At 69.7% G+C, this 23,977-nt stretch carries 18 protein-coding genes and 1 pseudogene; 11 read left to right on the top strand and 8 right to left on the bottom strand.

Annotation, left to right across the window (positions count from 1 at the left end):
* The first annotated feature begins 51 nt into the window (after positions 1-51).
* From ACZ5PO_RS15815 to ACZ5PO_RS15795, 5 genes are all read left to right on the top strand, one after another.
* The gene (locus ACZ5PO_RS15815) at positions 52-510 is read left to right on the top strand and encodes a DUF3237 domain-containing protein (protein ID WP_464195081.1); all 459 of its coding nucleotides are present in this window, start codon (positions 52-54) and stop codon (positions 508-510) included.
* A gap of 188 nt (positions 511-698) precedes the next feature.
* Positions 699-1,355: an AMP-binding protein gene (locus ACZ5PO_RS15810; protein ID WP_464195079.1), complete on the top strand. Its 657-nt coding sequence runs from the start codon at positions 699-701 to the stop codon at positions 1,353-1,355.
* Complete coding sequence (locus tag ACZ5PO_RS15805; protein ID WP_464195077.1) at positions 1,331-2,293, top strand: AMP-binding protein; 963 nt, start codon at positions 1,331-1,333, stop codon at positions 2,291-2,293. The genes ACZ5PO_RS15810 and ACZ5PO_RS15805 overlap by 25 nt, the downstream gene beginning before the upstream one ends.
* Before the next feature lie 76 nt (positions 2,294-2,369).
* Positions 2,370-3,473: an NADH:flavin oxidoreductase/NADH oxidase gene (locus ACZ5PO_RS15800; protein WP_464195075.1), complete on the top strand. Its 1,104-nt coding sequence runs from the start codon at positions 2,370-2,372 to the stop codon at positions 3,471-3,473.
* Between the two features lie 44 nt (positions 3,474-3,517).
* Positions 3,518-4,411, top strand: coding sequence for a hotdog domain-containing protein (locus ACZ5PO_RS15795; RefSeq protein ID WP_464195072.1), 894 nt, complete (start codon positions 3,518-3,520; stop codon positions 4,409-4,411).
* 58 nt (positions 4,412-4,469) lie between these two features.
* Here ACZ5PO_RS15795 and ACZ5PO_RS15790 read toward each other — a convergent pair whose 3' ends face one another.
* From ACZ5PO_RS15790 to ACZ5PO_RS15780, 3 genes are all read right to left on the bottom strand, one after another.
* On the bottom strand, positions 4,470-5,273 hold the full coding sequence (locus tag ACZ5PO_RS15790) for a transglutaminase-like domain-containing protein (protein WP_464195071.1): 804 nt from the start codon (positions 5,271-5,273) through the stop codon (positions 4,470-4,472).
* Positions 5,274-5,316: 43 nt separating this feature from the next.
* A complete protein-coding gene (locus ACZ5PO_RS15785; RefSeq protein WP_464195070.1) occupies positions 5,317-6,261 on the bottom strand; it encodes a transglutaminase family protein in 945 nt (314 codons plus the stop codon).
* Between the two features lie 281 nt (positions 6,262-6,542).
* Positions 6,543-7,202: a TetR/AcrR family transcriptional regulator gene (locus ACZ5PO_RS15780; RefSeq protein ID WP_464195068.1), complete on the bottom strand. Its 660-nt coding sequence runs from the start codon at positions 7,200-7,202 to the stop codon at positions 6,543-6,545.
* 52 nt (positions 7,203-7,254) lie between these two features.
* Between ACZ5PO_RS15780 and ACZ5PO_RS15775 the strand changes: the two genes are divergently transcribed.
* Positions 7,255-8,088, top strand: a complete 834-nt coding sequence (locus tag ACZ5PO_RS15775) for an oxidoreductase (RefSeq protein WP_464195066.1) — start codon at positions 7,255-7,257, stop codon at positions 8,086-8,088.
* 179 nt (positions 8,089-8,267) lie between these two features.
* On the opposite strand, the gene ACZ5PO_RS15770 is transcribed toward ACZ5PO_RS15775, so the two are convergent.
* From ACZ5PO_RS15770 to ACZ5PO_RS15755, 4 genes are all read right to left on the bottom strand, one after another.
* Positions 8,268-9,248, bottom strand: coding sequence for a glutathione S-transferase family protein (locus ACZ5PO_RS15770; RefSeq protein ID WP_464195064.1), 981 nt, complete (start codon positions 9,246-9,248; stop codon positions 8,268-8,270).
* 71 nt (positions 9,249-9,319) lie between these two features.
* Complete coding sequence (locus ACZ5PO_RS15765) at positions 9,320-9,694, bottom strand: DUF1850 domain-containing protein (protein ID WP_464195062.1); 375 nt, start codon at positions 9,692-9,694, stop codon at positions 9,320-9,322.
* Positions 9,695-9,715: 21 nt separating this feature from the next.
* Positions 9,716-11,869: a TRAP transporter permease gene (locus ACZ5PO_RS15760; protein ID WP_464195060.1), complete on the bottom strand. Its 2,154-nt coding sequence runs from the start codon at positions 11,867-11,869 to the stop codon at positions 9,716-9,718.
* Between the two features lie 11 nt (positions 11,870-11,880).
* The gene (locus ACZ5PO_RS15755) at positions 11,881-12,834 is read right to left on the bottom strand and encodes a TAXI family TRAP transporter solute-binding subunit (RefSeq protein WP_464195058.1); all 954 of its coding nucleotides are present in this window, start codon (positions 12,832-12,834) and stop codon (positions 11,881-11,883) included.
* A 216-nt stretch (positions 12,835-13,050) separates the two neighbouring features.
* Between ACZ5PO_RS15755 and ACZ5PO_RS15750 the strand changes: the two genes are divergently transcribed.
* Both ACZ5PO_RS15750 and ACZ5PO_RS15745 read left to right on the top strand, forming a co-directional pair.
* Positions 13,051-14,367 carry an FAD/NAD(P)-binding protein gene (locus ACZ5PO_RS15750; protein ID WP_464195056.1) on the top strand — a complete coding sequence of 439 codons (1,317 nt, stop codon included), beginning with the start codon at positions 13,051-13,053 and terminating at the stop codon, positions 14,365-14,367.
* Between the two features lie 241 nt (positions 14,368-14,608).
* Positions 14,609-15,709, top strand: coding sequence for an LLM class flavin-dependent oxidoreductase (locus ACZ5PO_RS15745; RefSeq protein ID WP_464195054.1), 1,101 nt, complete (start codon positions 14,609-14,611; stop codon positions 15,707-15,709).
* A gap of 101 nt (positions 15,710-15,810) precedes the next feature.
* Here ACZ5PO_RS15745 and ACZ5PO_RS15740 read toward each other — a convergent pair whose 3' ends face one another.
* Positions 15,811-17,280 carry a hypothetical protein gene (locus ACZ5PO_RS15740; protein ID WP_464195052.1) on the bottom strand — a complete coding sequence of 490 codons (1,470 nt, stop codon included), beginning with the start codon at positions 17,278-17,280 and terminating at the stop codon, positions 15,811-15,813.
* 181 nt (positions 17,281-17,461) lie between these two features.
* Between ACZ5PO_RS15740 and ACZ5PO_RS15735 the strand changes: the two genes are divergently transcribed.
* The 3 genes and pseudogenes from ACZ5PO_RS15735 to ACZ5PO_RS15725 all read left to right on the top strand — a co-directional run bounded on the left by ACZ5PO_RS15735 (position 17,462) and on the right by ACZ5PO_RS15725 (position 23,974).
* Positions 17,462-18,214 (top strand): LuxR family transcriptional regulator, encoded by a 753-nt coding sequence (locus ACZ5PO_RS15735; protein ID WP_464195050.1) that lies wholly within the window; start codon positions 17,462-17,464, stop codon positions 18,212-18,214.
* Positions 18,215-19,088: 874 nt separating this feature from the next.
* Positions 19,089-22,244, top strand: a pseudogene (locus ACZ5PO_RS15730) (beta strand repeat-containing protein); the annotation flags it as partial.
* An 818-nt stretch (positions 22,245-23,062) separates the two neighbouring features.
* Complete coding sequence (locus ACZ5PO_RS15725; RefSeq protein WP_464196860.1) at positions 23,063-23,974, top strand: autotransporter outer membrane beta-barrel domain-containing protein; 912 nt, start codon at positions 23,063-23,065, stop codon at positions 23,972-23,974.
* Positions 23,975-23,977 lie beyond the last annotated feature (3 nt).

Here is a 23,977-nt window from a genome sequence, read left to right as displayed (position 1 = left end):
GAGGGCGCCGGCGCGGCTTCAGCCCGCCGGCTTTGACGAGGCCGATGCAAGATGAGTGAGCTGAAGAGCCGTCACCTCTTCACTGCCAGCATGGAGACGACACCGCAGGTGGTCGGCTCGGTGCCCATGGGCTTCTATCGCCGGGCGGGCATCCTCACGGGCGGCACCTTCGCGGGCGACCGGCTGCGCGGACGGGTGCTGCCCGGCGGCGGCGACTGGCTGATCCAGCGACCGGACGGGGCACTGCATCTCGACGTCAGGTGCATGCTGGAGACCGACAGGGGCGAGGTCATCTACATGACCTACACCGGGCGCCGCACCACGTCGCCCGAGGTCGCAGCGCGCCTGGCGCGAGGAGAGCCGGTGGCCGCGGACGACATGTATTTCCGTACCGCCGTGCAGTTCGAGACGGCCGCCCCCGGCCTGCTCTGGCTGAACGATGTCATCGCGGTCGGCGTCGGCAGGCGGCCACCGGTCGGTCCCGTCTATGAGGTGTTCGAGATCCTCTAGAGCATTTCGCCATTGGATGGACCCATCCAATGGCAGAGAAATGCTCATAGTCTTTTGAAACTGGAGCGTTTTCTCGCGATTGGGTGGGTTCCACCCAATCGCAAAGCGCTCCAGAGCCGGAGCATGCACTCGGGCAGGCCGGGACTAAACGGACCGGCCGGCCGGTATTTCTTTGGGAGGAGATGACGGTGAACGACGTCAGCAACGATGCGCGGCTGTCCTTGCGCCTCGCGAGGTCGGTGGGCGACTTGCCGCGCGTGCATGCTCGAACGACACCCGACAAGCCCGCGATGATCTTCGAGGATCGGGTGACCAGCTATGCGGCCCTGGACCGCCGCACGAGCCAGGTCGCCAACGGCCTGATCGCCGCGGGCATCCGTGATCAATCGCGGATCGCCTTCCTCGCCAAGAACAGCGACCGTTTCTACGATGTCTATTTCGGCGCGGCGAAGGCCAACAACGTCACCGTTGCCGTGAACTGGCGGCTGGCGCCACCCGAGATCGCCTACATCATCAACCATTCGCAAGCCAAGGTCCTGGTCATCGGCGCCGAATACCTTCCGCTGCTGGAGGAGATCGCCGACGACCTCACCGGCGTGGAGCTGATCCTGACGATCGGCGCAAACGGGGCGCAGCACCCGGATTTCGATGCCTGGCAGGCCGGCCAGCCCGATGCCGACCCGTGCCTCGCCCATGACGCCGACATGACCGTGATGCAGCTCTATACCTCCGGCACCACCGGATTGCCGAAGGGCGTGGAGCTGACCAATGGCAACGTCGTCAGCGCGCTCGAGGTCGGGTTGACGGGCGCGCTGGGGCCGTGGGGGCCGACGACGTCGTCCTGATACCGCTGCCGCTGTTCCACGTCGGCGGCGCCCATTTCGGCACCAACGCGTTCTTCCACGGCGCCTGCAACGTCATCCTGCGCGAGACCAGCGCCGACCTGATCCTCGACGCCTTCCGCCGCTTCCCGATCACCCGCGCCGGCTTCGTGCCGTCGGTCCTGCTGCTCTGCCTGCAGCATCCCGACTGCCCGGCGACCGACTTCGGCCCACTCCACACCATTACCTACGGCGGCTCGCCGATCCCGTTCGACCTGCTGCGGCAAGCGATCGACGTGTTCAAATGCGGCTTCGTGCACATGTACGGGATGACCGAGAGCACCTCGCTGGCGACGGTGTTGCGGCCGGAGGAGCATGATCTCGGCAACCTGACCCGCCTGCGCTCGGTCGGCCGCGCCCTGCCCGGCCTGGCAGTGCAGGTCGTCGACGCCGACGGCACGGAAGCCGCGCCGGGGCAGGTCGGCGAGATCGTCATTCGCGGGCCCTGTGTCACCAAGGGCTACTGGCGTCAGCCCGACGCCACCGCCAACACCATCCGGACCGGCTGGCTCCATACGGGCGACGCCGGCTACACGGACGCGGACGGCTACCTCTACGTCTACGACCGCGTGAAGGACATGATCGTCTCCGGCGGCGAGAACGTCTATCCCGCCGAGGTCGAGAGCGCGATCTTCGGTCATCCCGCTGTCGCCGACGTCGCCGTGATCGGCGTGCCCGACGACCGGTGGGGCGAGGCAGTCAAGGCGGTGGTCGTGCTGGCGCCCGGCGCCGATGCCAGCGCCCAGAGCATCATGGACTTCGCGCGCCAGCGCATCGCCGGCTTCAAGTGCCCCAAGTCGGTCGATTTCATCGACGCCCTGCCGCGCAATCCCGCCGGCAAGATCCTCAAGCGGCTCCTGCGCGAGCCCTACTGGGCCGGCTACGATCGCCAAGTGAATTGAGCTCGAGTTAAGCTCGAATTGATCTCGCACGCCTGGCAATGGCATGGGAAGCGTCGCACGAGCGGACGGGAATGACATGACGGAAGCCCCCCTGCTGTTCCAACCGCTGCAATTGCGGTCGGTGCGGGCCAAGAACAGGATCGCAGTGTCGCCCATGTGCCAGTATTCGGCCACGGACGGCGTCGGCGACGACTGGCATGTGCAGCATCTGGGGGCGCGGGCCGCCGGCGGCGCCGGCATCGTCTTCGTGGAGGCCACCCACGTGTCGGCGGTCGGCCGCATCACGCACGGCTGCCTGGGACTGTGGAACGCCGAGCAACAGGCGCTGCTGCGCCGCGTGGTGAACATCATCGAGCGGTGCGACGCCGTTCCGGCCATCCAGATCGCCCACGCCGGCCGCAAGGCGAGCGCGGAGATCCCGTGGCTGACGACGGGACCGATGCGGCGCGAAGGCCCGCCCATCCCGCGCGACCGCGGCGGTTGGCAGCCCGTCGCGCCGAGCGCGATCCCATTTTACGACGGCGGCGCCCCGCCGCACGCCCTGTCGGCGGACGAGGTCCGGCAGGTGGTGGCCCAATTCGCGACGACGGCGCGCCTCGCCCGCGATGCCGGCTTCAAGGTGCTGGAGGTGCACGCCGCGCACGGCTACCTCCTGCATTCCTTTCTCTCGCCGCTGTCCAATGCGCGCGAGGACGCCTACGGCGGCTCACGCACCCGGCGCTGGCAGGCCCTGATAGAGGTGCTCGATGCCGTCCGCGTCGAGTGGCCGGCCGACCTGCCGCTGTTCGTCCGCCTGTCCTGCTCGGAGTATGTCGAGGGCGGCGTGACTCTGGCGGATACGATCGAGCTCGCGCGCGCCCTCGCCGCGCGCGGCGACGTCGATCTGATCGACTGCTCCAGTGGTGGCGGCAGCCCGCACCAGCAGCTGCCGCAGCTCTATCCCGGCTACCAGGCGGAGTTCGCGCGCCGCATCCGCGCTGACGCGGCGATCGCAACCGGAGCCGTCGGGCTGATCCAGGGGGCGGAGCTCGCCAACGCCCTGGTGTCCGGCGGTTCGGCCGATCTCGTCCTGGTCGGACGGGCGATCCTCGCCGATCCGGCGTGGCCGTTGCGGGCGGCCAAGGCGCTGGGAGTTGAGATCGAGCGGCCGCGCCCCTACCAAAGAGCCATCGTGGTTTGAGCGCCCCACTCCCGTCGTTTCCGCCCTGCGAGGTTGTTGAGAGCATGACTCACGAGGACAAGCTCAAGATCATGAGGTCGGCGGCCTACGCCCGCGCGCTGGGACTGGACTTCGTCTCCTGGGGCGGCGGGCAGGCCGAGCTGCGCCTGCCGCTGCGCGGCCGCATCCTGGCCGATGCGGACGCCGACCGGATCGACCAGCGGGCCCTGATCGGGCTGCTCGACGACCTTTCGGGATACGCCGTCGCCTCGACGATCGCGCCCGAGATGGGCATGTCGACCGTGAGCCTGCACATCGACTTTCTGCGGTCCGTGCCGCCGGGCGACATCGTCGGCCAAACCCGCTGCGAGGGCATCTTCAACGACATCGTCCTCGTCCGCGGCACCGCGACGAGCCCCACGGCCGGGCTGGTCGCGACATCGACGGCGTGGTTTCACGTCGGCGCCTACCCCGGCCAATCCACCTCGGCGGTGATGGGCGAGGCGCACGACCGCGCCCAACGCAGCGATGCGTGGCCAGACGGCCCCTACTCCGCCTTGCTGGGCGCCCGCCGGCAGGGCGACGACTGGGTGGTGCCGCCGACGCCGCATCTGCTCGGCGGCAACGACAATCCGGCCGTGCACGGCGGCGCCGTCGGCGCCCTGCTCGCCACCGCCTGCGGCGGCCGGCTCGCCGACGAGGGCCGCGCCGACATGCATATGGCGAGCCTCTCCATCCGCTATCTGCGCGCCGTCCGTTCCGAGCTGCGGGCCACGGCGAGCGTCAGCCGGGTCGGCGGACGCATCGCCTTCATCGACGCGGCGATCCGCGCCGACGACGGCGCCGCGCTGATCGCCACGGCCCAGTCGGTCTGGGCCCGGCCGCCGCGGGAGCAGGCGACGAGCTTCGGCGGGGAGCCGGTGCAAGCGAGCCGGCCGAGCCCGGCCCCGGTGCCATAGACCGCGACGATTGGAGCACGAGCAGTCGTTGCCGCCCCCTAGACGGCGGACCGTCCGCCTACGCCTCCTCCGTGACCACCTCGAAGCGCGCCAGCTGGGACGGCCCGAAGCTGGTCGACAGCGCCACGTCGGTGGCGTCCCGGCCCGTCGCCATGAGGATGCGGCCGATGCGCGGCGTATTGTGGCGCGCATCGAAGGTGTACCAATGGCCGCCCAGGTAGGCTTCGAACCAGGCGCTGAAGTCCATCGGATAGGGAACCGGCGGGATGCCGATGTCGCCGAGATACCCGGTGCAGTAGCGCGCCGGGATGTTCACCGAGCGGCACAGGGTGACTGCCAGGTGTGCGAAGTCCCGGCACACGCCGATCCCCTCGACGTAGCCGCCGTGCGCCGTCCGTAGCGGATCGGCCTTCTGGTAGTCGAAGGTGATGTGGTCATGCACGAAGTCGCAGATCGCCTGCACCCGCGCCCATCCCGGCGGCGTCGAGCCGAACTGCGACCAGGCGAAGTCGCCGAGCCGGTCGGTGTCGCAATAGCGGCTGCCGAGCAGGAACACGAGGACGTCGTCGGGCAGATCGCCGATCTCATGCTGCGCGGCGTCGGGGGCGACGACATCCGGCTGGCCGTGGTCGTAGATGTCGAACGCTGTCGAGATCGTCGTCAGCCCGGCAGGCGCCACGATGCGCGTGCAGGCGTTGCCGAAGCCATCGACATAGGCGCGCGCCTCGATCGGCGGATCGAACGTCAGCGCCTGCTGGCTCAGCAGGTCGACCCGGCGGGAGGGGTGGACGTTGAGCGCAAGCAACATCGGTGTCGGCTGGGGACATTCATAGCCGATGGTGAATCCCGCCCGTATTTTCATCAGCGCCCTCAGCCCTCCTGCGGCTATCCCTCAGGCGGGAAAGCTAGGGGCGAACGCCCGCGCGCGCCGGCGGTTCCACCGCTCCGCCCTCGATCAGGTCCCAGTTGGTCAGCGGCGGCTCCGTCGTCACGTTGACCTGCACGGACATGCCGACGAAATCCTCGGCCCGGCCCTCGTAGCTGCCGCTGAGCGGGATCGCCTGCCGCGGATCGCGGGCCACGGCAACGCGGATCAGGTCGCGATTGCCGACGATGCCGTTGGTCGGATCGAACTCCACCCAGCCTGCCCCGGGAAGGTAGACCTGACACCAGGCGTGGGTGGCGCCGCCGCCGAGCGTGGTCGAGCCGTCCCGCTCGGCGACGTAGATGTAGCCGGAGACGAAGCGCGCGGCCAAGCCGAGCGCGCGGGCCGCCTCCACCATGAGCAGAGCGAAATCGCGGCAGGTGCCGCGTTTCAGGAGCAAGGTCAGGCCAGGGGGCTGCGTGCCGGTCTCGTTGCGGCGCGCGTAGGCAAAACCCTCGTGGATGGCGTAGCACATCGTCATCAGCAGCCTGCCGGTGTCGGTCGAATGGCCGACGCTGAGGAACTGTCGCGCCCACCGCCCCACCTCGTCGTTCTGATCGGGGTAATGCCGCGCGATCGTGCTGGCGAGATCCGGCAATTCCTCCTCGTCGTAGGCGAACGGATAGGTCAGCGCTGCCTTGTCGATCTGGAAGTCGGGGACGTCCTGGGGCGTATGGTCCAGCCGGATGAGCGACTGGAACTTGAGCTCGCTGGCGCGGGTGGCGAAACGGACGAGCGCGACGCAATTGCCGAAGACGTCGTGGATCCAGCGCACATGGTCGGGCTCCGGCGTCACGACCAGGTGCTCGCTGAGCAGCTTCTGATCGTAGCTGTCGCGGGGACGGTACATGAGCCGGTGATCGCCGAAGGCGACCGGGCGCACGTACTGATAGGTCGTCGTGTGCCTGACGGAATAGATGGTCATGACGCTGTGGGTTAGTCCTCCCGCCCCTGCGCTCCAAGCTGATTGGCGAGGCTACAATCGGCGGGCAGCCGGCGCTAGTGTGGTGGATCTGAAGTTCCTGCTCCCCACATGGCATCAATGTTCAGGACCTTCAGATCCATTAAACCACACTCGAATCATAGAGTTGCTAGTGTGGCTTAGGAATCCGAAATTCGCTCCGAGCGATGCCCCGAGGTGGTGCGAATTTCGGATTCGCCACACTAGCCAGCTCATGAACTCATGAGCGGATCCGGCGCGGCGCTTCAGTTTGGGTTCGAGCTCTTTCGACCCGACGCAGCTTCAAGAAGCGCCAGAAGCTCGGTACGGCCGTCACGTCCCATAAAGCCGAGAAGAACCGCAGCCGCCGCAGCGCGGGAGCGCTGGCTCAACATTTGGTCCGAAAGCTCGCCCGCCGTCCAGAACGACAGCACGCCGCGAAAGGCCACGGCGAGCTGATCGGGAAGCACAGCGATCGCCAGGGAACGTGTCGCGGGGGCTAGTCCGGCCGCCGCGCCGAGCGCCTCCGCCCAATAGGCGCTCGAGTGCGAGGACACGCTGCCGGGTTCGCCGTTTGGTGCGCTGATCGCAGCCATGACGGCGCGATTCACGGCGGGTGCGCTGAGCATGACCGCCGCCGCAATATCGACCGCCACGAGGACACGCCCTGCCGCAGCGCCAGGAAGTATCGCCTGGGCAAGCCGGCCGCGCATGGTGTCGATGCGGCGTGCCGACAGCGCAAGCATGATCGCAGCCTTGCTGCCGAATTGGTTGAAGGGCGTCGCGAAGCTCATCCCTGCCTCTTCGGCAAGTTCGCGCATCGAAAAGGCAGCGCTGCCCTGCCGGAGCAGGCGCTCGGCCGCATCCAGAACGCGCTCGCGGGTGGTTTGCCTGGGCTGTTCGAGCCCTGCCTTGTCACGGGCCATTCGGATTTATATCTTGATATAATCCGTAAGCCAACCGCCAAGCGAGATCCTCATGGCTCAGCCAAAAATCTTCCTCATCACCGGCGTCAGCTCCGGACTTGGACGGGCCTTCGCCGCAGCGGCTCTGGCCGACGGCCATCGCGTGATCGGCACCGTGCGCCGCCCGGCCGACGCCCAGAGCTTTGGCGCGTCGGAGCGCGCGTTTCCGCTCCTGCTGGATGTCACGAACTATGCGGCCCTCCCGGAGGCTGTTAGCGCCGCCGAACGGGACGTCGGACCGGTCGACGTGCTGGTCAACAATGCCGGCTATGGGCACGAAGGCGTTCTCGAAGAATCGTCCATGGACGACCTTCAGCGTCAGTTCGCGGCCAACGTCTTCGGCCCCGTCGCCATGATCAAGGCCGTGCTGCCAGGCATGCGCGCGCGGCGGCGCGGCCACATCGTCAACGTCACCTCCATGGGTGGCTTCATCACCATGCCGGGCATCAGCTTCTATTGCGGCAGCAAATTCGCGCTCGAAGGTATCTCGGAGTCCCTCAGCAAGGAGGTGGCCTCCTTCGGTATCCACGTCACCGCGCTGGCCCCTGGCCAGTTCCGCACCGACTGGGCGGGGCGTTCGATGGATCGTACGGCGCGCAGCATCGGCGACTACGACGCGGTCATGGACCCGATACGGGCGGCACGGCAGGCCAAGAGCGGGAACCAACCCGGAGACCCCGACAAGGCGGCGCAAGCCCTGCTTCGGCTGGTCGAAGCGGAGAAGCCGCCGACGCGCCTGTTCCTCGGCGAGGATGCGCTTGGCCTCGTGGTGCAGAAGCTCGACCAGATGAAGACGGAGATGATGGCCTGGGATGCCCTCTCGCGCTCGACGAACTTCGCACCATGATCGGACAGGCGCCAGCGCGTCGAGCCAAGGGCGTTACGAGAGCTCTGACTTTGCGTCGTCCGTCATCGCGCCGCGGCCCCAAGACCGGCATCCGCTCTTGGGCCCCTTGCGCGAGCGCTCTTAGGCCCCTTGCGCGAGCGCTCTTGGCCCCGTGCACGAGCGGGCGACGAGAGCGTGGCTCAGCCCAGCCGTTCGCGCCCGTGCGCTGCGGCGAAGTCGAGTGTGGGGCCGACGGGCACGATGCCCGTTGGATTTATGCTGCGGTGGCTTTCGTAATAGTGCCGCTTGATGTGCTCGAAGTTCACCGTCGCGGCCACGTCCGGCGTCTGGAACAGGTCACACGCGTAGCCTGAGAGGTGGGGGTAGTCGACGATGCGGCGGATGTTGCACTTGAAGTGGCCGACATAGACGGCGTCGAAGCGCACCAGCGTGGTGAACAGCCGGATATCCGCCTCCGTCAGGCGGCTGCCCAACAGGTAGCGCTGGTTGGCCAGCCGCGCATCGAGCCAGTCCAGGGTGGCGAACAGCGGCGCCACCGCCTCCTCGTAGGCCGCTTGCGTGGTCGCGAAGCCGGCCTTGTAGACGCCGTTGTTGACGGTGTCGTAGACGCGCGCGTTGATCGCATCGATCTCCTCGCGCAGCGGCGCCGGATAATAGTCCCCGGCCCGGGCGCCAAGGCCGTCGAAGGCCGCGTTGAGCATCCGGATGATCTCGGCCGACTCGTTGTTGACGATGGTCTGCTGCTGCTTGTCCCAAAGCACCGGCACCGTCACGCGCCCGGTATAGTCGGGAGCGGCGGCCGCATAGACCTGATGCAGGTAGGCGGCGCCGTTGAGGCTGTCGGGGACGACGCCCGGCCCGTCCGCGAAGGTCCAGCCCTTGTCGAGCATGCGCCAGTGGACCACCGACACGGAGATCATGTTCTCGAGCCCCTTCAGGGCCCGCACGATCAGGGTGCGATGCGCCCACGGGCAGGCCAGGCTGACGTAGAGGTGGTAGCGCCCCGCCTCGGCCCGGAAGCCGCCGGCGCCGCTCGGGCCCGGCGCGCCGTCCGCCGTGACCCAGTTGCGGAACTGGGATTCCTTGCGGACGAAGCGCCCGCCGGTTGCACCGGTGTCATACCAGACGTCCTGCCATTGGCCATCGATCAGCAATCCCACGATCGTCTCCCTGCTCCCGACGCCGCGCTTCGGGTGAACGCGCTCGAGCGGCGGCCGCTCCGGCGCGGATACTACTCCTTGCAGGGCTCGAGCAGCACCGGGTCGGCGTCGCCCGGCAGCAGATCGCCCACGGCGCGGCAGGTGCCCTGGGCGCAGATGCGCCAGTCGGCGGTGGCGCCCGAGCGACGCAGGACGACCTGCGGCAGCGGCGCGAGCGCCGGGCGCCACGACCAGACCCCATCGTGCAGATGGGCCTCGGGCGGCGGCTCCATGCCGGCGCCGGTGCCGCGCACCCGCGCCTGATCGAGCACGAGGCCGGCGGGCGTGGCGCGCCAATCCTCTTCCCACAGGGTTTTTTGCACCGAATGGGTCCACGCCAGGGTCGCCGCCCCGACGCCGAGCCTGACGACGGTGGCGCCGGCCAGGAGGCACAGGCTCGCGGCCATGGGCTCAGCCCCGGCCGGCGGTCATGGCGCCTGCCGGGCCGGCTCCGCCCCGGCCGTCGCGTCGGGGCCGTTCGGCCGTCGCCACCACTGCGCGGCGACGATGGCGAGGGCCAGGGCGAGGCCGATCCAGTCGCTTCCCGCAAAGGGTGAGATGAACAGCAGGGCGGCGGCCGCCGCGGCGATCCGCTCCACCAGTGTCGTCCTGACGAAGAGGTAGCCGATGGCGGCGACGCCGGTGACGCCGACGGTGGCGGTCGCCTTGGCGAAGGCGAGCGCCACCTCGACCGGATAGCCGTAAGCGGCGGCAATGGCGCCGCCGTCCTGCAGCATCAGGGCGGGCTCGTAGACGCCCATGAACGGGATCAGGAACCCGGCGATGGCGATGCGCGTCGCCTGCCAGCCGATGGCGTCGGGCGAGGCCTTGGCGATCGGCGCCGCCGCCAGCGCCGCCAGCGCCACCGGCGGCGTCAGGTCGGCGATGATGCCGTAGTAGAACACGAACATGTGGCTGATGATCAGCGGCACGCCGAGCTTGAGCAGCGCCGGCGCCGCGACCGAGGCGGTGATGATGTAGGTCGGGATCGTCGGCAGCCCCGTGCCCAGGATGATCGACGTCACCATCACCAGCACCAGGCACAGGAACAGATTGTCCTGGCCCAGGGTGACGACGAAATTGCCGAAGATGGCGCCCGCGCCGGTGAGCGTCATGGCGCCGATCACCGTGCCGACGATGGCGCAGGCGAGGCCGACGGGCAGCGCCTGGCGCGCGCCGTCGGCGAGCGCGTCGCGGCACATGGCGAGCGTGGCGCGGCCGCCGCGGGTGAGCGCGTTGAGCAGGACCAGCCCGGCAACGACCGCCACCAGCGCCAGCGGGCCGAACCTGACGAAGGTGCCGGCGGCGAGGCCGATGGCGATCCAGAACACGACGCGCCCGGCCGACGAGGGAATGAGCGGCGAGCCGCCGGCGCCGAGGATCATCACCGCGGTCAGCGCGAGCCCCACCGCACCGGCGAACAGCGGCGTATAGCCGGCCGTCAGCAGGTAGACGAGGACGCAGAGCGGGATCAGCAGGTGCCATTTGCTCTTGAGCGCGGCGATGGGGCTCGGCAGCTCGCTCGCCGTGAGCCCGCGCAGGCCGCGCAGCCCCGCCTCCAGGTGAACCATCCAGAAGGCCGACGCAAAGTAGAGGATGGCCGGCAGCACCGCGGCCTTGACGATGTCCGTGTAGGGCACGCCGATGTTCTCGGCCATGATGAAGGCGACCGCCCCCATCACCGGCGGCATGATCTGGCCGCCCATGGACGCCGTCGCCTCCAGCCCCCCGGCGAAGGACGAGGAATAGCCGCTGCGCTTCATCAGCGGGATGGTGAACTGGCCGACGGTGACGACGTTGGCGACGCCGGAGCCGGAGATCATGCCCATCAGTGCCGACGAGAAGACGGACACCTTGGCCGCACCGCCCTTGGCGCTGCCGAACAGCCCCATGGCGATGTCGTTGAAGAGCTGGATCATGCCGGCCTTCTCGAGGAAGACGCCGAACAGCACGAAGAGGTAGATGTAGGTGGCCGACACGAAGGTCGGCGTGCCGTAGATGCCCTCGGTGCCGAAGCTCATCTGCTCCAGCACCTGCTGCCAGTCGAACGGGCGGTGGTCGAACGGCGCCGGCAGATACTGCCCCCACAGGGCATAGGCCACGAAGGCCAGGCAGATGACGGGGAGCGCCGCCCCCATCAGCCGCCAGGCGATGGCGAACAGCGTGATCAGTGCGGCGAGGCCGACGACGATGTCGGCCGTCGTCATGTCGCCGGCTCGGTTCACCAGATCGGCGTAGAACACCCAGTGGTAGAGGCCGGCCGCGAAGGCCGCCTGGCCGACCGCCCAGCAGGCGGCGCGCACCAGGCCGCGGCCGCTGTGGTTGCCGACGAGGGCCCAGCCGACCAGCACGAGGAAACCGACGTGCACGGTGCGCAGCACCTGGCTCGGCAGGAAAGCGTAGAGCGCGGTGACGATCTGGAAGACGGAGAAGGCGATGGCGATCAGGAACAGCAGGCGGCCCGGCAAGCCCGGCCCGAACCCGGGCGGCAGCCCGTGCTCCAGATCATCGATCGGCTGGAGAGGCGCGGGGTTCGGCTCAACCGCGCCGGCCACCGCCGGCCCGTCCCCCGACCGGCCCATCCCCGCCAGGCTCACTGGCTGATGCCCTTCCCGGCGAAGTACTTCGCCGCGCCCGGGTGCACCGGGATCGGCATGCCCTTGAGCGCGCCCTCCAGCGTAATCTCCTTAGCGGCGCTGTGGGCGGCCTGCAGCTCCGGCAGATTGTCGAAGATCGCCTTGGTCATGGCGAAGACGGCATCGTCGGAGAGATCGGCGCGGGTGACCAGGAAGTTGACCACCGCCGCGGTTTCGACCGGCTTGTCCTGCCCCGTGTAGGTGGCGGCGGGGATCACCGCCTTGACGTAGGGCTGGCCTGCCTTGTCGACGATCGCCGCCGGGATCTCGACGACGACGATATCGACGGCGGTGGCGAGATCGCGCAGCGACGAGACACCGAGGCCGGCCGATTGCAGCGTCGCGTCGAGCTGGCGGTTCTTCATCAGCTCGACCGACTCGGCGAAGGGCAGGTATTCCACCTTGCCGAGGTCCGCGTAGCTCAGCCCCGCCCCATGCAGGATGGCGCGCGCATTGAGCTCGGTGCCGGACTTCGGCGCCCCCACCGACAGCCGCTTGCCCTTGAGATCGGCCAGCGTGCGGATGCCGGAGTCCTTGGAGGCCACGATCTGGATGTAGTTCGGATAGATCGCTGCCAGCCCGCGCAGCTTGCCGAGCTTGCTCTTGAAGCCCGCCTCCTCGTTGCCCTGCCAAGCGAAGACGACGCTGTCGCCGAGCGAAAAGGCGATCTCGCCCTTGCCCTGCTGCAAGAGCACGAGGTTCTCCACCGAGGCCTTGGTCGCCTGCACCGACGGGCGCGTGCCCGGCACCTTCTCGCCGATGATCTTCGAGATGGCGACGCCCATGGGATAGTACACGCCGGAGGTGCCGCCGGTCAGGATATTGACGAACTCGTCGGCCCGGGCGGGCAACGCTCCGAGCACCACGAAGGCGAGCACGCCGATCAACCGCCGAACACCCTTGCCGTCCATCGTCGAGACCTCCCCAAGTTGGCCGGAGTGCGCCCGACCTTGCTGCATTGTTCCACGCCGGACGCACCGACCTCAACCTCGCATTTCGGACCGACGCCGCCGCGCGGGCGGCTGGCTATCGCCGTTCCGCCGCCCCGCCCTATGTCTGTTGCGAGCGCGGCTCCTGCGAAGACCAGCGGTGGTCTCGTGCAGCGCCGGTTCCGGCCAGAGGACCCTATGACCGGCACGACGGCGCCCGGGGCGCTCCTGATCATCGGCGGCGGCGCCAGCGGCGTGATCCTCGCCTGCCACTTGCTGCGGCGGCCCGAGGCCGACGTCCGCATCACGCTGATCGAGCGCCGCGAGCAGATCGGCCGCGGCCTCGCCTATTCGACCGATCATCCCGGCCACCTGCTCAACGTGCGGGCGCACAGCATGAGCATGTTCGCCGACGACTCGGAGCATTTCAGCCGCTGGCTGCGGCAGGACTGCTCGCCCGATAGCGACATCGACGGCTTCCATTTCGCCCAGCGCAGCCGCTACGCCCATTATCTGCGCCGGACGTTGGAGCAGCTCGCCGGGGCCGGCGACCGCTTCCGCCGGGTCGAGGCCGAGTGCCTGGCACTGGTCGAGAGCGAAGGGGGCGTGGAAGCCCGCCTGGCCGACGGCGCCCGCCACCTCGGCGAGACGGCGTTCCTTGCGGTGGGCTATGACGCGCCGATCTCCGCCGTCTCGGTCGACGAGGTGGCGCCGGACGATACGGTGCTGATCAAGGGCAGCGGCCTCAGCATGGTCGATCTCTTCATCGCGCTCGCGGCGCGCGGCCACCGCGGGCCGATCATCGCACTGTCGCGCCGGGGGCAGCTGCCGCAGGTGCACCGGCAGAGCGCGCCGCTCCCCATCGCTGCGGCGGACGTGCCGTTCGGCGGGGACATGTCACAGGTTCTGCGCTGGTTCCGCCGCCACCTCCGCCAGGCCGGCGCGCAGGGGCGGGGCTGGCGCGACGTGGTCGACGGGCTCAGGCCGCACAGCCAGCGGCTGTGGCAGAGCTGGTCGGTCGCGCAGCGCCGGCGCTTCCTCACCCACCTGCGGCCATGGTGGGACAGCCACCGCCATCGCATGGCGCCGCAGATCGCGGCGGTGGTGGAGCAGGCGCTCGCCAGCGGCAAGCTCAGCGTCATCGCCGGCCGCATCGCCGGCGAGGAGACGGTGGCCGGCCGCATGCGGCTCGCCGTGCGGCAGCGCGGTTCCGGCACGGTCCGCACCATCGACGTCGACCGTTGCTTCGATTGCACCGGCGTGAGCTGCCATCCGCTCGGCTCCAACCCGGTGCTGCGGGATCTCGTGTCCCGCGGCGCAGCCCGGCCGGATCCGCTCGGGCTGGGGCTCGACGTGACCGACGACGGCGCGGTCGTCGGCCGCGACGGCCGGCCCTCGCGCCGCGTCTTCGGCGTGGGCCCGGTGACGCGCGCGGCGCTGTGGGAGATCACGGCCGTCCCCGACATCCGCGTGCAATGCGCCGCCCTCGTCGAACGGCATCTGGGGCCGACCTAGGACGGAACTCCACGGACCGTGTCTCGCGTCTCAGAACTGAGACGCTTGCTTCGCAGCTTTGAGACTCGCGCACGGTCGTCACGCTCCGTCACCGCTCCGAAGAGCCGGCGAAACCCCGCAGAATAACTTGGGAATGCTGCGATCGGACCGGCCGTCGGGCGCTGGCACGGTGCTTGCGCACGCCCTTCGGAACGCGCCCGAGACGCGTTGCTGAAAATCAACCAATCGAGAGGAAACGATTATGGAGATCGGCTACTTCACCATGCCGTCGCATCCGCCGGAGTGCGGGCTGAAGGAGGGACACGACTGGGACCTTCAGGTGCTGCGCTGGGCCGATGAGCTCGGCTACCAGGAAGGCTGGATCGGCGAGCACCACACCGCGCCGTGGGAGCCGCATCCGGCGCCGGACCTGCTGTTGGCCCAGGCCTTCCTCCAGACCAAGAACATCCGCCTCGGTCCCGGCGGCTTCCTGCTGCCCTACCATCACCCGGCCGAGCTCGCCAACCGCGTGGCGATGCTCGATCATCTCTCGGGCGGTCGGCTCAACTTCGGGGTCGCCGCATCGGGCCTGCCGAGCGACTGGGCGATGTTCCACGTCGACGGCATGTCCGGCCAGAACCGCGACATGACCCGCGAGGCCCTGGAGATCATCCTCAAGCTGTGGAGCGACGAGGCGCCGTGGACCTACACGGGCAAGTACTGGACGGTCTCGAAGCCCGACCTGATGTTCGATTTCCTCAAGCCCCACATCAAGCCGGTCCAGGCGCCCCATCCGCCGATCGCAGTGGCCGGCCTGAGCAAGGGCTCCGATACGCTGAAGCTGGCCGGCGAGCGCGGCTACATTCCGATGAGCCTGAACCTGAATCCGGCCTACGTGGCGAGCCACTGGGACTCCGTGGAGATCGGCGCCGCCAAGACCGGGCGCAAGCCGAACCGGCAGGACTGGCGGATGGTGCGCGAGGTGTTCGTCGCCGACACCGATGAGGAAGCCTGGCGCCTGTCGGTCGGCGACATGATGGGCCGCATGATGGGCGAATACTTCCTAAAGCTGCTCGGCCATTTCGGCTTCAAGGACTATCTCAAGCATCAGCCCGACGTGCCGGACAGCGACGTCACCGTCGAATACTGCGCCAGGCACAACTGGATCGTCGGCTCGCCAGCCACGGTCGCCGAGAAGATCGAGAAGATCTACGACGAGGTCGGCGGCTTCGGCACGTTGCTGGTGTTCGGCTTCGACTACAAGCACAAGCCGGAGGCCTGGCACAACTCGCTGCGGCTCTTGAAGCAGGAGGTGCTGCCGCGTCTCGCCCACCTCAAGCCGGGCATCGACAAGGCCGCCTAGCTAGAGCGAGATGAGACTTGGAGCATGTCCCGATCAGATGAGTCGATCTGGTCGGGACATGCACACGATCGACCGTCGCGGCGCCATGTTCGGCCGTCGGCTCACCCCAAATCGGCGAAGCCGACGCGCTCGGCGAGACGACGAAAATCTCGCCGGTCGTGGAGGGCCTTGAAGGCAGGCTCGATGAGCATGCCCAGCATGTCCTGCTCCCGGCGGTCGATCGATTCTTCCAGATAGCGGATCGCGGCGGCGGCATCGCCGAGCAGCGCTGCCGTGGCGGCGACCTTGTAGGCCGGCTCGCGGCCCTGGGCATACTGGCGCTTCTGCTCCTCCAGCATGCGGGCGAGCATCCCCTGCGCGCCGCCGGAGGCCATGCCCGCGTCCGCCGCTGCGGAGATCGCAAGGCGTGCCGCATTGCCAGTCAGCGCCGCGGCGGCATGGTATTCCCGCAGGAAGTCCTGATAGCGTCCTTCGGACAGATAGATGGTGGCGAGATATTCACGCGGCGCCCGCAGCTTGGGCTCCGCGTCGGCGAGCTGGCGGAGGATCGTTTCCGCCTCCGCCGCGAGGCCGGCGTGAAACATGATCAGCGCCTTGTTGGACAGGATCACCCGTGACTCGGGATTGAGCTCCTGCGCCCGCGCGATCTCCCGCAGCGGCACCTCGAAGCGCCCGGCGTGCATCAGGGTGAGCGCATACCAATGGTGGGTCTGGGCGGACGACGGACCGAGCGCGATCGCCTGCTCGAACAGCTCCTGCGAGCGCGCGAAGTTGCGCTGCCAGTAGAACTCGGTGAAGGCCAGGGCCGCATGGGCGTCCGCCGACGCGGGATCGAGCGCGATCGCCCGCTCCGCCGCCGCTTTGGCACGGGGGTAGGCCTCGTCCGCCGGCACCAGCGTGAACTGGCTGATGGTGTTGTAGGCGTCGGCGAGCTTGACGTAGGCGTCCACGTAGAGCGGATCGCGCACCGTGGCCTCGGTGAAGTACTGGATGGCGCGGGTGAAGCCATCCGCCTGGCGCGTGCCCAGATGGTAGACGCCCGTCAGGTAGAGGTCGCGGGCCGCCTGCGGCGGCACGTGCGCCGTGGAAAGAGCGCCCGACGGGGCCGTCGGCGTGTGCCGCGCGCCCGTGGCCCCGGATAGCATCGCGGCACCTGCTCCCAGGAGGGCGAGGCCCGCGAGCGCAGCCGACGGCCACCGGGCACGACGGGGTGCCGGGCCTGCCGTCGCCTCCGTGATCATCGGCGCGGCGATCGCCGGCGGAGGTTCCGCGGGAAGCGACACGGCCGCTGTCCCGATCGGCTCCGCCGCCGCGCCGGGCATGGCTGCGTCGCCGGCCGGGTCCATCGGCGCAGCTGCGTCCGGCGCTTCAGCAGGCGGAGGAGCGGGCGCTGCTCTCAGCCACAGGTCAAGCTCGTCGTGATACGCATACACGAGATTGCGTTCGCCCCCCGGGATGCGGTGCACCGGCAGCCCGCGCTGACGCTCCCACCGCCGCACGGTGCGCTCGTCGCGTTTGAAGAACGCCGCGATCTCCTTCCAGCTTTCCAGGCGCCTGCGCCGATGCTCCACGACCGCCTCGCTCTCGCCGATGTCCGGTTTTGCCCGCTTCCGCCCGCTCGCGCCCGGATGCAGAGGCGCACGAAAAATCATATTTTTCAAAGACGTAGCTCAGGGGCCGTCCCTAGGGTGCCTTGAGCTGGTCCTTGGGTCAACGGGCCCCGTCCGCCGCCGGCCACCGGAGCCGCACGCATTGGCCGAACGCGCCGGCATATCCCCAGACGTCACATACGCTGCGGACAGCTGGGCCTTCGCCGAGGCGGTGGCGGCCTGCGACGACGTCGACGCTTTGGGGGCCCTGCTGGCCCGGGAAGCGCAGATGCTCGGCTATTCGGCCTGCGCGTTCGTCATCGCGCCTCCCGCGGGCCACGCGCCGGAGCCGATCTTCGTGCTGCGCCAGTGGCCGGCCCGCTGGACCGCCGTGTACCAGCAGCGCCGGCTCGCGCTTGCAGACGTCGCCCTCGCGGATGCGAAGCGGCGCCTCCACCCCTTCACCTGGTCGCAGATACGCTCCGATCGGAGGCTGTCGCCCGAGGAGGACGCCTTCCTCGATGTCGCGGGCCGGTTCGGTTGGCGGGAGGGCTTCTGCATGCCCTTCCACGGCCCCCGTGGATACCTCGCCGTCCTCTCGCTGATGGGCGGGACCGCAGCGCCGCAGCCCGCCGTTCACGCCAGGATCGCGGCCCTGGGCGTCGCGATCCACGCGCGGCTCCACGCCCTGCATGCGGTCACGCCGCCGCTGGCGCTGCACGAGCGCCTCACCGCGCGCGAGCGCGAATGCCTCAAGGGCGTCGGCGAAGGCAACTCGGACCGGCAGATCGCCGAGACGCTCGGCATCTCGCGCACCACGGTGAAATACCACCTCGGTCGCGTCCGCATGAAGCTCGGCGTGCGCACGCGCGCGCAGGCACTCGCACACCTGTCGCTCTGGGGTGACGCCTGGTGACGGCGTGCGCGCTCCTCTCCATCTGGAGAGGACACGGCCGTGACCGCGACGGGTACGACATAGGGCGGTGCAACCTCACAGGGTTGCGCATCTTGGGGCTGGAGTCGGGGCTGTGGGCATCTCTATTCGGCGCGCCGGTGAGCGGCGCTCGTTTCCGTTCGTCATCTCGGCACGCCTGGCGGCGCCGTCCGCATCGGGCCTGGCATTGCTGCTGTCCCTCTCAGGCACGGCCGATGCCGCCTGTTCGAGCGTCGCGCCGGCGAGCGGCCAGAGCGTGACCTGCAGCGGGGCGAGCACCACGGGCGTGGTCGCCGACGGCAGCACCGGCGTGTCCCTGACGCTGCTTCCCGGCGGCAGCATCGTGCCGGCGAGCGGCTATTCCATCGCGCTCGGCAACGGCGCGGCGATCTCCCTCGGTGCAGGCAGCACCGTGGGCGCGCTCGGCCAACCCTCCCCCAACACCCACGCCCTGTACATCGGCGACGGCTCGACCGTCACCCTGGAGGGGGTCTTGCGTGGAGCCGGCGGCATCACCGGGGCTGTGGGCACGACCGGCCTTGCCGGCTTCGCCAACTCTCTCATCACACTGAAGCCCGGCGCCCGCATCGAGGCGGACTCCCCCTTCTCGAACTACTTCGGGCTCAATGGCCGCAACGGCGGCAACACCTACGTCATCGACGGCTCCATCCTCAGCAAGAGCGACGGCATCGGCGTCGGCGCCGGCGACACCGTGACCATCGGCGGCACGGGCAGCATCGAGACGCAGAGCGGCGCCACGTCGAGCGCCATCAGCGGCTTCAGCAGGGATCACGTGACGGTGAAGGTGCTGCCGGGCGCCACCCTCACCACCCACGGCACGGGCGCCGTCATCGACATGCTCAGCGCCGCCCATGCCGACGTGACCGTCGCCGGCACGCTCAAGGCGGTCGGCGACATGGCCTCCCCCAACTCCAGCACCGGCGGCGGCATTGCCGTGGGCGCCAATTCCCAGGTCTGGCTGCAGAGCACGGGCTCGATCCACGGGAATGGAAGCGCGACCTCCGGGACCGGAATCTCGACCGGCGCCGACTCGCGGATCATCGTCGACGGCATCGTCGAAGCGCCGGCCAACGGCCTGACGGCGGCGGTCGGCTCCGACATCAAGGTGAACGCCGGCGGCCGGGTGACCGGGAATCGCTTCGGCATCCTCGTCAACGCGGCCACCTCGCCGACGGACAACCGGCTGGACATTGCGATCGCCGGCACGGTGGAGACGCTCGGATCAGCCTCCAACGCCTACGGCCTGTTCATCAACGCCAGCAACGCCGCCGGCAGCACGGACGTGCCGGTCGTCGCCAACACGACGATCGCCGAGGGCGGCACGCTGCGGGCCGCCAACCGGGAGGCCTACAGCCAGTACGACGGCGCAGGGAGCTATCCGGAGGTGATCGACAACCTCGTCATCGCCGGCACCGTCGCCCGCGACAACGGCGGCCGCGTCATCGACCTCAATGACGGCGCCGATACGCTGACCCTGCTTCCCACGGCCGTCATCAAGGGCTCCATCGACGGCGGCAGGGACGCGGCGGGAGCGCCGGAAATCGACACCTTCGTCTTCGCCGGCGCAGCCGGAACCGCCGGCACCTTTAATTTCGACGTCAACCCGGTCAGCAATTTCGAGGCCGGCCGCAAGACCGGGACCGGCGACTGGACCCTCCTCGGCAACGCTGGCAACGCCATCGCCGGCGCCTTCCAGGTGGAGGAAGGCCGCCTCTTCGTCGACGCGACCATGACCGCCACGGCCTTCAACGTGGGCGCCGGCGCCACGCTCGGCGGCAAGGGCAGCGTGGGCGGCACCACGGTCGCCGCCGGCGGCATCCTCGCCGGGCGTGCGGGCCAGACCTTGACGCTCGCTTCCCTGGCCCTCGACGACGCCGCGCGGGTCTCCGCCACGCTCGGGGCGCCGAGCAGCGCGCCGCTGTTCGGCGTGACGGGAAACCTGACGCTCGGCGGCCGCCTTGCCGTGACGGACGGCGGCGGCTTCGCCAGCGGCGCCTACCGCCTGTTCGACTACGGCGGCGGCCTGACCAACGGCGGCCTCGTGGTGACCAGCGCGCCCACAGGTTTCAATCCGGGCGACTGGAACCTCGACACGTCCGCCGCCGGGCAGGTCAACCTCATCATCGCGACCGGCACCGGCGCGCAGTACTGGGATGGCGCCAGCCAGACCCCCGGCGCGCAGACGGGCGGACGGGGAGGCTCCGGCACCTGGAACGGCACGAGCACCAACTGGACCAACCAGGCAGGCACCATCAACGCCCCGTGGGCCGGGCAGACAGCGGTGTTCGGCGGTGCGGGCGGCACGGTGACGGTCGAGGGCCTCCAGAGCTTCGACGGCATGCGCTTCACCGCGCCCGACGTCTACGCCTTCCAGGCCGGCACCGGCGGCTCGCTGGTCACCAGCACGACCGACACGGTGATCGCGTTCTCTCCGGCCACCGGCCATGCCTTCGCGACCTTCGGCGTCGCCATCGGCGGCACCGGCGGGATTCACCTGAAGGGACAGGGCTCCGCGGCCTTCGGCGCCGCAAATACCTACGGCGGTGGAACGCGGATCGAGAGCGGCACCCTGAGCCTCGTCCAGGACGGAACGCTCGGTTCGGGGCCGGCCACCGTGGACAAGGACGGTACGCTCCAGATCTCCCGCACGGGCGACGCCGGAATCGCCTCCATCGCCAACAGCGGCGTCGTTCGTCTCACCGGCCAGGCAACCCTCGACAGCACGGCGGTCGTCAACGCCGCGACCGGGCAGATCGATGTGAGGGACACCTCGTCCGCAGGCTCCGCGCATATCACCAGCAGCGGACGCGTCGCCTTCAGCGGCGCGGCCCAGGCCGGCGCCGCGACGATCGTCAACCAGGACGGCGGCTCGGTCGATATGACCGGCCTGGGCGGCGGCGGGAGCGAGTTCAACATCGGCTCGCTCTCGGGCGCCGGCCGGGTGATCCTCGGCCAGCAGACGGTCGTTCTCGGCGCCATCGGCCAGACCGATGAGATCGCCGGCGTCATCGAGGACGGCACCGGCGCCGCGGCCAGCGGCAACCGGCTGGTGAAGGCCGGGGGCGGCACACTGACACTGTCGGGGCAGAACACCTACAGCGGCTCCACCACGGTGCGCGAGGGACGCCTGCTGGTGAACGGCGCCGTCGCCGGCGACGTGGGCGTCACCGGCGGGGCGCTCGGCGGAGCGGGCACCATCGGCGGCACCACGACCGTCGCCGGCGGAGCGCGTCTCGAAGGGCGAGCCGGCCAGGTGCTGACCATGGGCGGCCTCACGCTCGACCAAGGGGCGACGGTGAACGTGGCGCTCGGCGCGCCGACCATGACGCGCCTGTTCAATGTCCGCGGCGACCTCACCCTCGACGGCACGATCAACGTGACCAACCTCGGCGGTTTCGGGGTCGGCGTGTACCGCGTCATCGACTACGGCGGCGCCTTGACCGACAAGGGTCTTGATGTCGGCCTCCTGCCGAACGGCACCAGCGCCACGGTGCAAACGGCGGTGGCCCGGCAGGTCAACCTGGTGGTGGACACGGCAACCCCGGTCGCCCCGCCGACCATCCAATTCTGGAACGGGACGACGACGCTGCCCAACGGCAGCGTCAACGGCGGCCGCGGCACCTGGAGCGCCGGGGCCTCGACCAACTGGACCGACGCCAACGGCGCGGAAGCAACGCCGTGGGCCGGCAACTTCGCGGTCTTCCAAGGCGCAGCCGGCACCGTGACGGTGGACAGGCCAGGTGTCGCGACCACCGGCATGCAGTTTGCCGTGGACGGCTACCGCCTGCAGGGAGGGGCGATCACCCTTGCGGGCGCCGGCGGCGCGACCCCGATCCGCGTGGGCGACGGCTCCGCCGACGGGGCCGGCTACACCGCCACCATCGCATCGTCGCTGACCGGTGCCGGCGGCCTCGTGAAGGACGATCGCGGCACCCTCGTGCTCACCGGCCAGAGCGACTATGCCGGCGCAACCACCGTCAAGGCCGGCAGGCTGGTGGTCAACGGGGCGGTCGGGTCGGCCGTCACGGTGAGCGACGGCAGCACGATCGGCGGCAGCGGCACCGTCGGCGGCCTCGTTGTCGCGAACGGCGGCATCGTGGCGCCCGGCAACTCCATCGGCACCCTGACGGTCGCCGGCAACGTCAGCTTCGCACAGAACGCGCTCTATGCGGTGGAGGTGAACAGCGCCGGCCAGACCGACCGGATCATCGCCAAGGGCAGCGCCACGCTCGACGGCGGCAAGGTCTCGGTGCTCGCCGGAGCAGGGACCTACAATCCGTCGACGACATACACGATCCTCAGCGCCGCCGGCGGCGTCACGGGCCGGTTCGGCGCCGTCTTCACCAATCTCGCCTTCCTCACGCCCTCCCTCGGCTACGACGGCACCAACGTCTACCTGACGCTGGCCGTCGGCTCGAGCGGAGGCGAGGACGGCGGCGGCCCCGGCACGGGCGGCGGCCCGACCCCGGGCGGTGGCCCGACCACGGGCGGCGGGCCGGTCGGCGGATCGGACGGCGGCAGCCCCACGAACGGAGGCAGCAGCCCCCCGAGCCGTCCATCGCCCAACTTTCCCTCGGTGGCGGCGACGCGGAACCAGTATGTCACCGCGCGCGCGGTCGAGGCGCTCGGCCCCGGCAACATCCTCTACGACACCGTCCTCTCGGGCACCGCGGCGGACGCGCGAGCCAGCTTCACCTCCCTCTCGGGGAGCTGTACGCGGCGCTGCCGGCCACGCTGCTCGGCGAGAGCGGCCTTGCCCGGACCGCCGTCCTCGAACGGCTGCGCGGCGCCATCGCCGATACGGCATTGGTGCGGGGCCCGGGCGCCACGCTCGATCCCGCCACCTTCGGCCTGTGGGGACAGGGCTTCGGCTCGTTCGGCCACAGCGGGGCCGATGCCGCCGTCACCGGAGTCGACCGCCGCTCCGGCGGCTTCATTCTCGGCGGAGACGTCCTCGCGCCCATCGGGCCGGGCGTGCGCATCGGCGCAGCGGGCGGCTACGCCACGACGGCCGTCGATCTCAACGGAAACCTGTCGCGCGCGACGACGAGCAGCGTGTTCGGTGCCCTCTATGCCGGCACGAGCTTCGACCGCCTGAGGCTGTCGGCCGGAGCCCTCTATCTCGGCACGCGCTTCGACGCGGGCCGCAGCGTTCAAGCGCGCGGCTTCGCGGACTACGACAGCGCCAAGCAGGATGCCTCGACCGGGCAATTGTTCGGCGAGGCGGCCTATCGGCTGGACGCCGGCACGGGGCGGATCGGAGGCTTGGCCTTCGCCACCTTCATCGAGCCCTTCGTCAACGCCGCAGCGGTGCGGATCGACACCGAGCGCTTCGTCGAGCGGGGCGGCGCGGCCGCGCTCGCGGGCTTCGGCCGCAGCGCCAACCTGGGCGTCGCCACGATCGGCGCCCGCGTCGCGGCGGCCTTCGGAAACGAGGGGCAAACGCCGTTCACCGTGCGCGCCTCGCTCGGCTGGCGGAGCGCCTTCGGCGACACCAACCCGACGGCGCTCCTCGCCTTCCGCTCGGCCCTCACGGCGCCGGGCACGATCGAGCCCTTCGCCGTCGGTTCGGTGCCGATCGACCGCAACGCCCTGGCCGCGGACGTCGGGCTCGACTGGTCGATCAACGATGCTCTCACCCTCGGCGTCGCCTATGCCGCTCAGGCCGGCTCCGACACGATCGACCAGACCCTGCGCGGAAAGCTCGATGTGAAGTTCTGACCC

It is taken from the genome of Chelatococcus sp. KU-N122 (assembly GCF_055391085.1).
Note: the sequence above shows the minus strand (reverse complement) of the source record. Positions and strands in the feature narration are given on the sequence as shown.